The organism is Exiguobacterium sp. s157, from assembly GCF_018618205.1.
In the GTDB taxonomy this organism is placed as follows: Bacteria; Bacillota; Bacilli; order Exiguobacteriales; family Exiguobacteriaceae; genus Exiguobacterium; species Exiguobacterium chiriqhucha.
On the sequence record NZ_JACSLQ010000002.1, the window covers coordinates 170,576 to 184,085 of the forward strand.

Sequence of the window (13,510 nt, forward strand, 5' to 3'; positions counted from 1 at the left end):
AAAAAGGAATTCGATGTGAATTCCTTAATGGGTATAGGCGCGGATCCAAGTCGTCATATAAACGAGTGTCGAGATGATGAGTGTCGAGGCGAGTGCGTAAATCGGATAAGCGGGGAGCGCGTTCTCGAACAGCGGATAAAACATGAATGACGCCATGAGGAGCGGCACAGTAATCCCGAACGAGACGTAGGCGGCTTTCGTCGCTTTCGCCGTGATGATCTGCTCGCGTTCGTCGACTTCGCTAAATTCTGTCATCCGGACCGACCATTGGCCAAAGCTTAAGTTTTGGTTCGGGCGTGTCTTGAACGAATAGATTGTCCAAATGATAAAGAAGCCGACTAACAGCAAGAGCGGCAATAAGTTAAACTCAATTTCAAATCGGTCGGTCTCGATGACGGTCGACACGTCAGACAAGAACGAACTGAACAGAAATGCCATCAGGACGTACAAGATGATGCTGGAGATGGATTGGATGACGACGTGTTTCAATTTGTTTCCTCCTCGATTGTGAAAATAGATTCGACCGGTTCCTCGAATATGCGCGCGATTTGCATCGCCAGCAGAAGCGACGGCGTGTAGCTCCCTTTTTCGAGCGAGATGATCGTCTGTCTCGTCACACCGACTTTGGCCGCTAAGTCACCTTGGGTCAATTGATGCCGGGCCCGCAACTCTTTGACGCGATTGATTAATGGCATGCCGCCACCTCATTTCTTGTTTCTACCCTTATTGTAAAGTAAACTTTACTTAATGTAAAGCTAACTTTACTTATTTGTGGATGGTACAATATAATCAAAGTCGAAAGGGGAGAAGTCGGATGAAGGCGATTTTTGGACAACATCACGTGTCGGCGATGACAGGGGACGCGTTGAAGAACTTGCGATTCTATACGGAGGTACTCGGGATGCGACTCGTCAAAAAGACGGTCAACCAAGACGATCCATCGATGTATCACTTGTTTTACGCAGATGAATCGGGGACACCGGGGACGGATTTGACGTTCTTCGAGCTGCCTTTTCTCGGGCAAACGTATAAAGGGTCGAGCAGCATCTCGCGGACGGCGCTTCGGGTGCCGGATGGGGCATTGTCGTACTGGCTTGAGCGATTTTCCGAATTCGGTGTACTCCATGATCCGTTAGAGGATGTGCTCGGTCGTCCGACGCTTTACTTCGAGGACGAGGAGGGGCAACGGCTCTGTCTCGTCGAGGGCGGATCAGGGACGCCGCGGAAAAACGGACCGGTGCCGGCAGACGTCGCCGTCTTCGGCCTCGGATTTAGCGAGTGGACGGTGCGGCGAATTGAGAAGACGGAGCGGGTGCTGACGGACGTGCTCGGTTATCGCTTCGCGTCTGAGTTCGAACGGAACGGTCAATCGGTTCGTGTGTTCGAGACGGGGGATGGCGGTGTGGCGACAGAGATTCATCTCGTCGACCGTCCCGATTTACCGTCGGAGCGTCCAGGACGAGGCAGTGTCCACCACGTCGCGATTCGCGTCGAGGATGATGACGAGATGGCGCGTTGGGTCGAGCGGCTCGATTCATTCGGCATCAGTCATTCGGGCCTAATCGATCGTTATTATTTTAAATCAATTTATTTCCGCGAACCGAGCGGGATTTTAGTGGAACTCGCGACGGACGGGCCGGGCTTTGCGACCGATGAGCCGGTCGAGTCACTCGGGGAACGCTTGGCGCTGCCGCCGTTTCTCGAGCTGCGACGAGCTGAAATCGAGGCGAAGTTGAAACCGCTATAATTGGTTACACGGCTAACATAAGTGAGAGGATGAAACGATTGGACGAGCAGGAGGTCAATTTGGTCATTTCTAAACTGTTAGGGGACATCATCGAGAAATATCCTCCGTATCAATGGGTTAAAACAGTAGAGTCGTTTCCACACCCCTACCAATTCAATAAAGTCAGCTATGACTATTCTGGGGACGTTGAGCCGATGACGAAGGAAGTGTTTCAAACCATCGTAAAAAACCTTGGAGAAAAAGAATGGTACTCGTCTCCATTTGAGGAGTTGTTGCACAACATCCATATTAATCAATGGAAACCGACTTTCATCTCAAATTTCGGAAGGGATTGGATATCTTATCACGATTTGCTTCAAGACGCATATGATGACTGGAAGTATGGACACTTCGAGTTGTACGATGAGGACGGGAATGAACTTGATGAAAGCCTCGAGATTGATTTGAACAATTGTTTATATCATTTCCTGGAATATACTTCTCCTGAGTTATACGTGAAGAAAATTATGAAGCGTTGGTGGGGATAAATCGTAAACACCATGTAGGCATACAAAACCCGACGGACTATTTCAGTCCGTCGGGTTTTGTATGCCTAGCAACATAGCCAGTTCGTTCGTCCGGTTGGCGACGAGGTCGGCAATCGTATAGCGGTCGAGCACATGCAGGAACGCGAGCATCGCCTCGTTCAAGACGCTCCGCAAATCGCATGCGGGTGCGATGACACATCGTCCTTCGCCGAAACATTCGACGAGCTCGAACGGTTCCATCGTCCGGACGACGTCGCCGACGTTGATGTCCTCCATCGGTCGGGCGAGCCGGAAGCCGCCACCACGGCCGCGCACCGATTCGAGATACCCATGCTTGCCAAGCTCATAGACGACTTTCATGACGTGATTCTTTGAAATCTGATATTGGTCCGCCACTTCTTGAATCGTTACGAGACGATGGGAGAACGTGGCGCTATACATGAGTGTTCGGAGTGCGTAATCGCACGTTTGCGTGAGCCGCATGTTGTTTCACCTCTTATCCGTTCATTGTACAAGACATCGTCTGAAAGCGCGATGATGGAAGATGTGAAAAAAGCGTGGCGGATTCAAGGCGGAAATTTGAACTTGTATCTAAACAAGTATTTTATATATTGCTTTTGAAGTGACTTACCTCACATAATGAACATGAACTTTCAAAAAGGGGGAAACAAAATGTTAGATCAACAAACCATGGATATCGTCAAAGCAACCGCACCGGTCTTGAAAGACCATGGTGTCGCCATCACGAGTCACTTCTATAAGCGCATGTTCGAAAACAACCCAGAAGTCCGTCAATTCTTCAACCATACGAACCAAAAACGCGGTCGTCAGCCAGAGGCGCTCGCCAACGCCGTCTATGCGGCAGCCGTCCATATCGATCGTCTCGAAGCGATCCTTCCGGCCATCCAACCGGCACTTCATAAACATAAGAGCTTGAACATCCGGCCAGAACATTATCCGATTGTCGGACAAAACTTACTCGGCGCGATTCAAGACGTGCTCGGTGAAGCAGCGACGCCGGATATCATCGACGCTTGGGCGAAAGCATATGGTGTCATCGCCGACGTCTTCATCTCGCTCGAGAAACAGATGTACGATGATGCACCATGGATCGGTTTCAAACCGTTCACGGTTGCTGAAGTGATTGAAGACACACCGGAAGTGAAACGATTCCACATCAAAGCGAACGACGGCGTCGTCGGGACGGCCATCCCAGGTCAATACATCTCGGTTCAAGCCCGTATCGCTGGGGAAGACATCTTGCACCACCGTCAATATAGCGTCGTCGAGACGACAGAAGACGGTTACTGGATCGCGCCGAAAGCGGAAGGGCTCGTCTCAAACTGGCTCCACGAGCAGACGGTCGGTACGGAGATTCCAGTGAGTGCCCCAGCTGGCGAATTCGTGCTCGAAGCATCGGATCGTCCGCTCACACTCGTCGCTGGCGGGATTGGCATCACACCGCTCTTCAACATGGCGAAAACGGCACTCGGTCAAGGCCGTTCGGTCACGTTGCTCCATGCTGTCCGCAGCACGAACCTCCGTCCGCTCGGTGAAGAGCTCGATGAACTTGTGAACGCTGGTCTCCAGCTCATCACACACGTCGATGACGTATCAGGTTGCATGAGTGCGACACAACTCGAAGCACTTGATGTCGAGGGACACGACGTCTACACGTGCGGTCCGACCGCGATGATGGAGACGGTCGTCCAAACGATTCCACAAGCCCGTTACGAGTTCTTCGGTCCATCAGCCGTACTCGCTAGAGCATAAGAAAGGACGACTGCGAAAACAGTCGTCGTATCACCGCAGACCGGTTATCGGTTTGCGGTTTTTATAGTTGCTCAGCGTGGATCACGTTTTTGTCGCGGTCGAGCGTTTCGATTGTCCAGTCGCCAAGTAGCGTCTTCTCTAGAGTAATCAAGTAAGTCCTGATATATCCTTCGTCTCGAGGATCGTTGACCATGTAGGTTTTACTCCAATCGGAATTCTGTAACCGCAAGTACACGACGTCTTCGGGTTGATTGTTCAACCGAACCCCAAGGTATTCGTCTGTTCCATTGCCAAGATGAGCCCAGTCGAATGGTGTTTCTTCAATTGTGTCACGGGTCGAGCTACTAAACTCACCGTTCGTTTTCATGATGCCTAGACCGAGAATCGTGTCGTCTGCGTTCGTGAATAGCGTGACGGTCGATCCTTCTAATTTATGGTATTCGTAAGCAGACCACCCTTGGGCAGTCATCTGGTCGTTCAATTCTTGTTGTACCTGTTCGGATGCTTGTTTTCGTTGTTCGTCGTTATAAGACCGGATACCGGCCGTGACTGAAATGGCGATGATGATGATCATACCTGTAAGGAATAATGCGAGTCCACGTTTTGACATTTTGCCTCTCCTTGTTCAGTTTTCAGAAATCGATCGAGTCAATGACTTGCTCATTTTGGTCTAACGTTTGAATCGTCCAATCTTCTTGAGGGACGTTATGTAATTTCAAGATATGATATTTAGAAAATGTATCCTCTTCGGGACGATTGAGGACGTGTTCTCCTTGCATACGCTCTCCGATGATGCGGAGAGAAGCCACTTTTTGAGGGTTGTTGTGGAGACGCACCCCCCAATAATAAGTGCCTTCATGTTCAAGCTCGATATAGTCGAACGGAGCTGCATCGACTGTCTCGACAGTTGTGGCACTATACCCGTCACCACTCATTTCGGCGAGTCCAAGCATTGTCTCGTCCTCATTTGTGAACAGGGCGAGGTTTGATTCATCAAATTGATCGTATGTATAGGCGTGAAACCCGTCATCAGCCAAATAGCGATCAAGCTTTCGATTCTCTAAAAATGTAGGTCCGTTTTGTATCAAGGCGATAAGTGCGATACAAGCTAGCAACACTCCGATAATTTTTCGTTTGAACATTTGTCTCTTCCTTTCTATAGCAACAGCCCATGCCTCAATCCTGAGCGCATGGGCTGTTTGATTAGTACGTCAAGCTCGCGGCGACGATGATGCCGACGACGAGTGAGGCGGAGAAAAGGCTGATCCCGATGGCGAGGTTGCCGTTCTCGACTTCTTTCTCTAAGTTCACGCCTGGTGTCAGGACGTATTCAAATGTCCAGAAGGCGAGCACTTGGGCAAGAATCCCGACGAGTCCCCAGATGAAGGCGTCGAGCAGGTTGACGCTGTTCGCCCACACCGTGTAGATGACGATGGCGAGTCCGATTGCTTTCCCCCAAAGTTTCAAGGCGACGGCGACGTTACCTTCTTTAATCAATTTACGTTCCGAATACTTCGTCGTAAGGGCGAAGACGACGAGTCCGGCTAAAATCAGGCCAAACCCTGTGCCGAGGTGAGCGAGGAAGCTCAAGATGGAATCGAGCGTGATGAACGTCATAAGTTATTCTCCTTTGTTGTGCCGATGGCTAAGTAGTAAGACTGGTTATTCGTAATCATGCTGCCGGCGCGGACGCCGAGGGCGGACGGATGGCCGTTCAAGCAAAAACAGCCGACCATGTAGTGCGTCTCGAACGGACCGTTGACCGTGTTCGTCAGACGGGTCGGCAGCTCGATGAACTGTTGATACACCGCCGTCTCGTCCGCGTACGTCTGGAGTGTCTCTTTATGAAACGGGACGCCGGCTTGGTCGTAGAGGATGACCGAGTCGCCTTCCCGGCCGAAGGCGGGCTTTTGCACGTACGCGCTCTGGCCGATAAACGGATCAGGCTCGAGATACGTCGGTAAAAAATATGTCTCGATGATGGAACGTTCCGCTTCGTCGAAATATGTATCGGCCTCATACAGTTCCCAAATGAGCGCTTGGACGCCTTTGGACTGCATGAGAAACGCCGAGAGCGGATTGAGTACCGAGACGTGTTTGGCTGCGTTCAGTTCGAGCAGGCGGATGCCAATCAAATCACCATTGGGTGCCCGGTCGTCGACCAGATGCTCGATCGGGTACGTCTGACGATATAACACGTCGACTTTTTCCCCGGACGGTGTGAAGACGCCGTCCGCATTGACGAGCAATCGGTCGAGCGGGACGAATTCGGACGGTAAATCGAGCGTCTCTTGAAGGAAGCGCGTCGTCCATTTGTCCTCGATGTTGTCGTCATGGGCCGTGAAGACGATTTTCGGTGTCCCATCCCGGTCGAGTCGTTGCCACGCTGCGATGACGGCTTTTCGAAGTTCGGCCTTGAGCTCTTCGGTCGACGCCGCGTTCGGGTCGTCGAGCCCGAATTCTGTCGTCACATAGCCGTTCACGTCGAACAGTTCTTTGATGAACGTCGGTGTATCGGCATTGAATTCCATCAACTTGAGGGTGCCGTCTTTGACGATCCAGTCATAGCGACCGATAATCGTCTCTTGCGGCAGCGCCTTGTCGCGCAGGAACGGTAGGCTCGCCTCAGGATAACCGAGCAAGCGGAGTGTATCGTCCGGGAGGGTGCGCAATAGGCGGTTCGTCTTACGGAAAATCGCATCGACGTCACGCGTCGCTTTCCGAATCTGCCCCACCGCGTCCGTAGACATGGTAAGACAGTCGTAAAGAGCGTACTCCTCGTCGTTCAAGTCAGACCAAAAGAAAGGGATTTGGCCAAACAGTGCGTCTCGCTTCATCCCCCAAAGCCGCCTTTTGAACCGCTACCGAGTCCCGAGTTGGAGCCTGAGTTTGATTTGTTCGGGGTGATGCTGCTGGCGCCACCGTTCGAGCGGTAATTTTTATATGCCGAGGAGTTCTTCAATGCACTCTTTGAATTGAATAGGCTACCGAGCAAGAAGAAGCTCCCGAAGTGAGGGGAGCGATCATCGTCACAGTAATATGACTCCGTCTCATCATCCCAGTCCCAATCGTCGCATTCATAGCCGGTCGGTTCTTCCGGTAACGTCGCTTGTTCTGTTTCGTCGGTGCCACAAGCGGCTAACGATGCGGTCAAGACAGCAGCCGACAGACCGCTCAAGATTTTTTTGCTTGTCTTCATGTTGATTCCTCCAATGTATAACCTGTAGGGGTGACGTAAATGACATAGACGCCACGATCTTCGTCCGTCTCGGCCGAGTCGCGCTCATATTCTTTGCCGGCGACGTACAAATACTGACTGCCGAGCATGGCGAGTGCGTCGAGATGCCGATCGACGTAATACGCCTCGAGCATCGGGTTGTCGAACCGGTCGTCGAGCGTCCGGATCTCGACTTTAATGTCGGTCGTCTCGTGCTTGTCGACGGGGCCTTCCGTGTAGCGGTCGACGTAAATCAAGAAGTATTGTTCGCCTTCGAGCGCCGATGAGCGCTGTTTGTAGGTCATGCCGTCCTTGACGAAAAATTCGCATTCGCGGCGGGCGAGTACTTCATCGAGGCCGAGCGATGTATAATGGTAGAGTGGCTCGAAGGAAAGCTCATTTTTATAAAGTCGATATTCTAAAACGATTGAGTTCATGACGTCGTCCTTTCTTTTTTCTTTCTATACGGAACCGAACGTAACGTGGTTTCGTAAATCAAGTAAGTTGTCTCTAGTATATAGGAAAAGGAGGGGATTTTCTGTGCATATCTTTTTTCGTGTCTGGCGCGGATTATCGAAATTATCGTTTTTGAACGTCGTCCTGGCATCGCTCGGCATCATCTTGACCGGTACCGTCCTCGGGTTTGTGCTCGAGCCCGAGACGTTCCCGTCGATGTTCGACTCGTTTTGGTGGACGATGACGACGCTCACGACCGTCGGATACGGTGACTTTTTCCCGACATCGGTCGCAGGACGCTGGCTCGGGATATTCTTGTTCCTGTTCGGGATTGGGATTATCGGGGCGTTGATTGGAAAACTCGTTGAAGTCGGTGCGACGTTTCAACGGTTAAAACGGGAGGGAAAGCTCATGTATCGAGGAGAAGGGCATTACGTCTATATCGGCTGGTCACCGAAGACAAAGAAGGCCATCGATGAGGTGCTCGTCTATGAGCCGAAGGCCGAGATCGTCTTAATCGATCAGTTGAAAGAAGAACCGTACGACCATGATAACGTCCATTTCGTCCAGGGTGACGCGTCGGACGAGGCCGTGCTCTTGCAGGCCAACATTTTAAAGGCACGCCGGGTCGGTATCTTCGCGGATGCCCGCATCACGGAGACGCTCCTCGCCGACGGGAAGTCGCTCTTAATCGCGTCAGCGGTCGAAGCGCTTTCGTCCGAACGAGGTATCGATTTGCATACGGTCGTTGAAGTTTGCGAGGAGCGGAACATCTCGAAATTCAAGCACGTCCGGATTGACGACTTCATTCTCGCGAACGACTCAGTCTCACTGCTCATGGCGAAAGCGACGCTGCAGCCGGGGACGACGTCGATCTTCCGTCAACTGCTCAGTAAACAGTCGGGGGGCAACATCCAGGCGCTCGCGCCGAAACCAGGATGGACGACGATTCGGGATGCAGCGGAAAGCTTGTTGCATCAAGGCGTCACGTTAATCGCCGTCAACGACCGTCTCGATTACGCGACGGTGCTCGATACACCGCTTCAAGCGAACGATATGTTGTACGTCGTCTGTCACGATGACTCGTGGGAGCGACTGAACCAAGGAGGAATTTGATGTATAACGGAACGTTTATCCGCAAGATGACACGCATGCAGAACGTGCAACGTTGGGACGAGTATGCGCCGCACTATCACGACAATGCGGCAAGCCATAGTTTCCGCGTCGCTGTTTTCAGCTTGATCGCGGCATACTACGAAGAGAACCGGGGACAGGACGTCAACTTGCTCGACGTGCTCGGCAAGGCGCTGTTCCATGATATGAACGAAGTGCAGACCGGCCCGATCATGCACCGGACGAAAAAAGAACCGACGCTCAAAGAACATATCGAACGGATGGAGCGGACGGCGAGTCTCGGTCTTGTGGAGTTGTTGTCGCAGTCACTGCGGCCACACTTCTATCGTTTCCTCGTCGAGGCAGAAGACGACTCGTTCGAAGGGCGTCTCGTCGATGGAATCGACTCGTTCGACGCGATGCTGTTCGTCCGGCGAGAAGTCGGACACGGCTCGCCCCATTTCGTCGCGAAGTTGGAGGAGATGAAAGCGGCATTGCGCGAACATCCGCTCGAATCGGTCCGCTGGCTACACGAACAAGTCGAGGCAGAGACCGACGTGGCGACGTTCATTGAGAACGTCATGCGGATGGACAGTGTCAGACGGTGGAAAGGCCGTTTCAATACGATTGACGACAATGACGCCATCCATGGTTTCCGGGCGGCTGCGCTCGGGATGTTCAGCGGCTTGTTGGAGCGTGAGAAGTATGATGTCGACGTCGATGTCGCCGAACTGACGGCCCGACTTCTCTGTCACGACCTCGTAGAAGGGGTGACCGGGGACGTGCTCGGACCGGTGAAGCATTCGACCGCCGAGACCGGGGCGGCGTTCGAGGCATACGAACGGGCCGAGAGCGAGGCGCTGTTGTCGCTCCTCCCGGACTATATGCAGCCGGCATTCCGCCGCTATATGGCCGACTCGAAAGATGACACGTATGAAGGCATGCTCGTCGATATGATGGACAAGCTCGACGCGCTTATCAAGATGAACATGGAGCGAAAAATGAACGGGGCCGAATATGAAGTCACGTATCGAGAGCAACTCCGGAAAGTGCAGATGCGCTATGAGAACCCGAGCATGTTGTTCTTCTTGGCGTACATCTTGCACGATTTAGATTACGTCACCAGTTAAGAAGGTCGCAGACAAATTGTCTGCGGCTTTTTTTGTATCATTTATTGACATATATCATTCAACGATATATACTAACGGTAAGATATATCAATGAATGATATAGGAGGTGGCGGGATGCCACGCAATGACACAATCGAGCTCGGAGAATTGACCGACAGCATGCTCTATATCCTGCTCGCCTTGACCGAGGCACGTCACGGCTATTTGATTATGCAGTTCGTTGAGGAATTGACGAACGGACGGATCAAAATCGGTCCGGCGTCGATGTACACGATCATCAAGAAGCTCGTGAACGCCCAGTTGATCGCGCCGATCGACGGGGACGGGAAGCAGAAGCGCTATGTGATCACGGGCCAAGGACGAGCGCTCGTGGAGGAAGACGTAAAACGACGGCAAGCAATCGTTGATGATGCACGCTTCATTTTAGACGGGGAGGGACACCGATGAAACGGAAATATATGTCGAGTTGGGGACTGGCGTTCGCTGAGGAGCGCGAAATGAAAAAACTGGAACAGATGGCAGCCCGAGGCTGGCATTTAGAGAAGTTCGCACCGCTCGGCTATACGCTCGTCGAAGGGGAACCGATGGATGTACGCTACAGTCTCGATTATCGCAAACAGCCGGACGAAGATTACTTCGAGCTGTTCGCCGCGAGCGGATGGGAACATGTCACGTCGACCGGCGATGAGATTCATGTATTCAAAGGCAGTCCGGACGCGACGCCTCTTTATACGGATCGCCAGACGACCCAAGAGAAATATGGGCAAGTCGAGCGTGCGATGGGGCGGGGTGCGCTCATCTGCTTGCTGTTATCACTTGGATTTGTGTTCATGCTCCAATTGGATTGGCCGCAGACGGCGGAAGCCATCATTTTGGTGCTACAGACGCTTGTCGTCATCGGGCTCGTCTTCACAGGACTCCCGTATCTCGGTTTCCTCGTGAAGCGAAAACGTTTGGAACGGAATGAATGACTAGGCGGATGGCACAAGCCATCCGTTTTGTTTTGGTCGACTGAACTATTCAAGAAAAAAATAGTTAGGCGCAGAGAACTGTTTTATGGAAATCCTCTATTCAACCAAAATAGAATCGGGCATGATAATTAATGAAAGCGCTTGCATTCATTTTGAAGAGGAGGAACGGGCATGGATAAAAGACGGAAAGGGTTAGCGATGACGGCTGGTGTCACCGCGATTGCACTGCTCGCCGGGCAACCGGTCGCACAGGCGGCGACGCCGCAAAACGGTACGATGATGCAGTACTTTGAATGGTACGTCCCGAACGACGGGCTGCATTGGAACCGACTATCGAACGACTCGCAGCACTTGAAAGACATCGGGGTGACGACGGTGTGGATTCCGCCGGCGTACAAAGGCACGTCACAGAACGATGTCGGGTATGGGGCGTACGATTTATACGATCTCGGCGAATTCAACCAAAAAGGGACGACCCGGACGAAGTACGGGACGAAAGCGCAGCTCCAGACCGCCATCTTGAACTTGCGCGGTAAAGGGATCGGTGTGTACGGCGACGTCGTCATGAATCACAAGGGCGGGGCCGATTATACCGAATCCGTTCAGGCGATCGAGGTCAATCCGTCGAACCGGAACCAAGAAACGTCCGGTGAGTATGGCATCTCGGCCTGGACCGGGTTCAACTTCGCGGGGCGCAACAATACATACTCGCCGTTCAAATGGCGCTGGTACCATTTTGACGGTACCGATTGGGATCAGTCACGCAGCTTGAGCCGCATCTATAAGTTCAAGAGCACGGGCAAGGCGTGGGACACGGACGTGTCGAACGAGAACGGCAACTATGATTATCTTATGTATGCCGACGTCGATTTCGAGCATCCCGAGGTCCGCCAAGAGATGAAGAACTGGGGCAAATGGTACGCCGACTCGCTCGGGCTCGACGGTTTCCGGTTGGATGCGGTCAAACATATCAGCCACTCGTACTTGAAGGAGTGGGTGACGAGCGTGCGCCAGACGACCGGGAAAGAGATGTTCACGGTCGCCGAGTATTGGAAGAACGATCTCGGTGCCATCAACGACTATCTGTATAAGACGGGCTACACGCACTCCGTCTTCGATGTGCCGCTCCATTACAACTTCCAAGCGGCCGGTAACGGCGGCGGGTATTATGATATGCGCAACATCTTGAAAGGCACCGTCACCGAACAGCATCCGTCGCTGTCCGTGACGATTGTCGATAACCACGACTCACAGCCGGGCCAGTCGCTCGAGTCGACGGTCGCCAACTGGTTCAAACCGCTCGCCTACGCGACGATCATGACGCGCGGTCAGGGTTATCCGGCCCTCTTCTATGGAGACTATTACGGCACGAAAGGGACGACGAACCGCGAAATCCCGAACATGTCGGGCACGCTCCAACCGATTTTGAAGGCACGAAAAGACTTCGCCTACGGGACGCAGCATGACTACCTCGATCATCAGGACGTCATCGGCTGGACACGTGAAGGTGTGACCGACCGTGCCAAATCGGGTCTCGCGACGATTCTATCGGACGGTCCGGGCGGTTCGAAGTGGATGTACGTCGGCAAACAGAACGCCGGCGAGGTATGGAAAGATATGACGAACAACAACTCCCGTCTCGTCACGATCAACGCCGACGGCTGGGGCCAGTTCTTTGTCAATGGTGGTTCGGTCTCCATCTATACGCAACAATAAGAAAAAACGAGTCGCGAGACTCGTTTTTTAGCGTTTCCAGACCCAGTCGTCACTCTCATACTTGGCGACGAGTTGCTGAATCTCTTGTTGTTGCGCCTCGGTGAACGTCAGCGGTTCGAACGTCAAATCGAACGCGTCGCGGAATCCGTCCGTGAACGCCACGGCGACCTCGTCGAAGGCGACCGGTCGGCCGAGCGTCTCGTTCAAGGAGACGGCCTTGTCACCGAAGCGGGCTTTCGCCTCCGCCTTCTCATCGGCCGCGAGATTGAAGCAGTCGAACAAGACGTCATCGTCAATCGATAACGGAATCGACCCGTGCTGCAGGACGGCGCCTTGGTGGCGCACTTGGGCGCTGCCGGCGATCTTCTTGCCGTCGACGGCGAGCTCATAGTACGAGGCGGCGTCGAAACAGACGGCCGATTTCGGTTTTCGGAGTGCCTCGCGGTCGGCCTCGGTCAGCGGCACCGAGAACTCGGCCGGGACGCCGAGCGCGTGATAGCCGCGGCGCACCCCTTCGGTCAGGAGGCGATAGCTCTCGATGACGTTCGTCGGCAAAGACGGCATCGTCTCCGGGAGACTGACGCTATACGTCAGCTCGTCCGCGTGCAGGACGGCCCGTCCCCCGGTCAAACGACGGACGACCGGGATGCCGTTCGAGGTGAGCGCGTCGCGGTCGAGATCGCGCGTCGCCCGTTGGAAGCGCCCGACGCTGATGGCGTGCGGGGCCCAGGCGTAAAAACGGAGTGTCGGTTTCAAGTCACCGCGCGCAACCCAGCCGGCGATGGCCTCGTCGATGGCCATGTTCTCGGCCGGGGACAGCGGGGCGGTGTGAAGCAGATGCCATGTCGTTCCAATCATAT

At 53.2% G+C, this 13,510-nt stretch carries 18 protein-coding genes; 8 read left to right on the plus strand and 10 right to left on the minus strand.

Going from position 1 to position 13,510, the window contains the following annotated elements; all coding sequences use genetic code 11:
- Window positions 1–24: 24 nt before the first annotated feature.
- Entirely contained in the window at window positions 25–489 is a 465-nt protein-coding gene (locus KNP67_RS04700) for a hypothetical protein (protein WP_021066033.1), read from the minus strand.
- Entirely contained in the window at window positions 486–695 is a 210-nt protein-coding gene (locus KNP67_RS04705; protein ID WP_214756067.1) for a helix-turn-helix transcriptional regulator, read from the minus strand. Before KNP67_RS04705 ends, KNP67_RS04700 begins: the two co-directional genes overlap by 4 nt.
- 119 nt (window positions 696–814) lie before the next feature.
- On the opposite strand from KNP67_RS04705, the gene KNP67_RS04710 reads away from it, so the two are divergent.
- Window positions 815–1,747: a ring-cleaving dioxygenase gene (locus tag KNP67_RS04710; RefSeq protein WP_214756068.1), complete on the plus strand. Its 933-nt coding sequence runs from the start codon at window positions 815–817 to the stop codon at window positions 1,745–1,747.
- 29 nt (window positions 1,748–1,776) lie between these two features.
- Window positions 1,777–2,274 carry a hypothetical protein gene (locus tag KNP67_RS04715; RefSeq protein ID WP_214756069.1) on the plus strand — a complete coding sequence of 166 codons (498 nt, stop codon included), beginning with the start codon at window positions 1,777–1,779 and terminating at the stop codon, window positions 2,272–2,274.
- A gap of 42 nt (window positions 2,275–2,316) precedes the next feature.
- Here the strand turns inward: KNP67_RS04715 and KNP67_RS04720 are convergent, their stop codons facing one another.
- Window positions 2,317–2,757, minus strand: a complete 441-nt coding sequence (locus KNP67_RS04720) for an RrF2 family transcriptional regulator (RefSeq protein WP_021066036.1) — start codon at window positions 2,755–2,757, stop codon at window positions 2,317–2,319.
- A 189-nt stretch (window positions 2,758–2,946) separates the two neighbouring features.
- Between KNP67_RS04720 and KNP67_RS04725 the strand changes: the two genes are divergently transcribed.
- On the plus strand, window positions 2,947–4,047 hold the full coding sequence (locus tag KNP67_RS04725; protein ID WP_058764904.1) for a globin domain-containing protein: 1,101 nt from the start codon (window positions 2,947–2,949) through the stop codon (window positions 4,045–4,047).
- A gap of 61 nt (window positions 4,048–4,108) precedes the next feature.
- Here the strand turns inward: KNP67_RS04725 and KNP67_RS04730 are convergent, their stop codons facing one another.
- From KNP67_RS04730 to KNP67_RS04755, 6 genes are all read right to left on the minus strand, one after another.
- The gene (locus tag KNP67_RS04730; RefSeq protein WP_029594610.1) at window positions 4,109–4,657 is read right to left on the minus strand and encodes a hypothetical protein; all 549 of its coding nucleotides are present in this window, start codon (window positions 4,655–4,657) and stop codon (window positions 4,109–4,111) included.
- A gap of 22 nt (window positions 4,658–4,679) precedes the next feature.
- Entirely contained in the window at window positions 4,680–5,189 is a 510-nt protein-coding gene (locus tag KNP67_RS04735; RefSeq protein WP_029594611.1) for a hypothetical protein, read from the minus strand.
- 61 nt (window positions 5,190–5,250) lie between these two features.
- A complete protein-coding gene (locus KNP67_RS04740; RefSeq protein ID WP_021066039.1) occupies window positions 5,251–5,664 on the minus strand; it encodes a DUF350 domain-containing protein in 414 nt (137 codons plus the stop codon).
- Window positions 5,661–6,884 carry a glutathionylspermidine synthase family protein gene (locus tag KNP67_RS04745; RefSeq protein WP_029594613.1) on the minus strand — a complete coding sequence of 408 codons (1,224 nt, stop codon included), beginning with the start codon at window positions 6,882–6,884 and terminating at the stop codon, window positions 5,661–5,663. Before KNP67_RS04745 ends, KNP67_RS04740 begins: the two co-directional genes overlap by 4 nt.
- On the minus strand, window positions 6,881–7,246 hold the full coding sequence (locus KNP67_RS04750) for a hypothetical protein (RefSeq protein WP_021066041.1): 366 nt from the start codon (window positions 7,244–7,246) through the stop codon (window positions 6,881–6,883). The genes KNP67_RS04745 and KNP67_RS04750 overlap by 4 nt, the downstream gene beginning before the upstream one ends.
- A complete protein-coding gene (locus tag KNP67_RS04755; RefSeq protein WP_021066042.1) occupies window positions 7,243–7,701 on the minus strand; it encodes a hypothetical protein in 459 nt (152 codons plus the stop codon). The genes KNP67_RS04750 and KNP67_RS04755 overlap by 4 nt, the downstream gene beginning before the upstream one ends.
- A 103-nt stretch (window positions 7,702–7,804) precedes the next feature.
- Here KNP67_RS04755 and KNP67_RS04760 point away from each other — a divergent pair, with 103 nt between their 5' ends.
- The 5 genes from KNP67_RS04760 to amyS all read left to right on the plus strand — a co-directional run bounded on the left by KNP67_RS04760 (window position 7,805) and on the right by amyS (window position 12,650).
- Window positions 7,805–8,836 (plus strand): ion channel, encoded by a 1,032-nt coding sequence (locus KNP67_RS04760; protein ID WP_214756072.1) that lies wholly within the window; start codon window positions 7,805–7,807, stop codon window positions 8,834–8,836.
- Entirely contained in the window at window positions 8,836–9,963 is a 1,128-nt protein-coding gene (locus KNP67_RS04765; protein ID WP_214756074.1) for a YfbR-like 5'-deoxynucleotidase, read from the plus strand. The genes KNP67_RS04760 and KNP67_RS04765 overlap by 1 nt, the downstream gene beginning before the upstream one ends.
- 114 nt (window positions 9,964–10,077) lie before the next feature.
- Complete coding sequence (locus KNP67_RS04770) at window positions 10,078–10,410, plus strand: PadR family transcriptional regulator (RefSeq protein WP_214756075.1); 333 nt, start codon at window positions 10,078–10,080, stop codon at window positions 10,408–10,410.
- Entirely contained in the window at window positions 10,407–10,934 is a 528-nt protein-coding gene (locus KNP67_RS04775; RefSeq protein WP_214756077.1) for a DUF2812 domain-containing protein, read from the plus strand. Before KNP67_RS04770 ends, KNP67_RS04775 begins: the two co-directional genes overlap by 4 nt.
- A 198-nt stretch (window positions 10,935–11,132) precedes the next feature.
- Complete coding sequence (gene amyS / locus KNP67_RS04780; protein ID WP_251130813.1) at window positions 11,133–12,650, plus strand: alpha-amylase; 1,518 nt, start codon at window positions 11,133–11,135, stop codon at window positions 12,648–12,650.
- Between the two features lie 27 nt (window positions 12,651–12,677).
- Here amyS and KNP67_RS04785 read toward each other — a convergent pair whose 3' ends face one another.
- Entirely contained in the window at window positions 12,678–13,508 is an 831-nt protein-coding gene (locus tag KNP67_RS04785) for a lipoate--protein ligase family protein (protein ID WP_214756080.1), read from the minus strand.
- Window positions 13,509–13,510: the final 2 nt, after the last annotated feature.

Coding starts and splice junctions, on each gene's coding strand:
- KNP67_RS04705 (WP_214756067.1), bottom strand. CDS start 695: ATGCCATTAATCAATCGCGTCAAAGAGTTGCGGGCCCGGCATCAATTG.
- KNP67_RS04710 (WP_214756068.1), top strand. CDS start 815: ATGAAGGCGATTTTTGGACAACATCACGTGTCGGCGATGACAGGGGAC.
- KNP67_RS04715 (WP_214756069.1), top strand. CDS start 1,777: ATGAAACGATTGGACGAGCAGGAGGTCAATTTGGTCATTTCTAAACTG.
- KNP67_RS04720 (WP_021066036.1), bottom strand. CDS start 2,757: ATGCGGCTCACGCAAACGTGCGATTACGCACTCCGAACACTCATGTAT.
- KNP67_RS04725 (WP_058764904.1), top strand. CDS start 2,947: ATGTTAGATCAACAAACCATGGATATCGTCAAAGCAACCGCACCGGTC.
- KNP67_RS04730 (WP_029594610.1), bottom strand. CDS start 4,657: ATGTCAAAACGTGGACTCGCATTATTCCTTACAGGTATGATCATCATC.
- KNP67_RS04735 (WP_029594611.1), bottom strand. CDS start 5,189: ATGTTCAAACGAAAAATTATCGGAGTGTTGCTAGCTTGTATCGCACTT.
- KNP67_RS04740 (WP_021066039.1), bottom strand. CDS start 5,664: ATGACGTTCATCACGCTCGATTCCATCTTGAGCTTCCTCGCTCACCTC.
- KNP67_RS04745 (WP_029594613.1), bottom strand. CDS start 6,884: ATGAAGCGAGACGCACTGTTTGGCCAAATCCCTTTCTTTTGGTCTGAC.
- KNP67_RS04750 (WP_021066041.1), bottom strand. CDS start 7,246: ATGAAGACAAGCAAAAAAATCTTGAGCGGTCTGTCGGCTGCTGTCTTG.
- KNP67_RS04755 (WP_021066042.1), bottom strand. CDS start 7,701: ATGAACTCAATCGTTTTAGAATATCGACTTTATAAAAATGAGCTTTCC.
- KNP67_RS04765 (WP_214756074.1), top strand. CDS start 8,836: ATGTATAACGGAACGTTTATCCGCAAGATGACACGCATGCAGAACGTG.
- KNP67_RS04770 (WP_214756075.1), top strand. CDS start 10,078: ATGCCACGCAATGACACAATCGAGCTCGGAGAATTGACCGACAGCATG.
- KNP67_RS04775 (WP_214756077.1), top strand. CDS start 10,407: ATGAAACGGAAATATATGTCGAGTTGGGGACTGGCGTTCGCTGAGGAG.
- amyS (WP_251130813.1), top strand. CDS start 11,133: ATGACGGCTGGTGTCACCGCGATTGCACTGCTCGCCGGGCAACCGGTC.
- KNP67_RS04785 (WP_214756080.1), bottom strand. CDS start 13,508: ATGATTGGAACGACATGGCATCTGCTTCACACCGCCCCGCTGTCCCCG.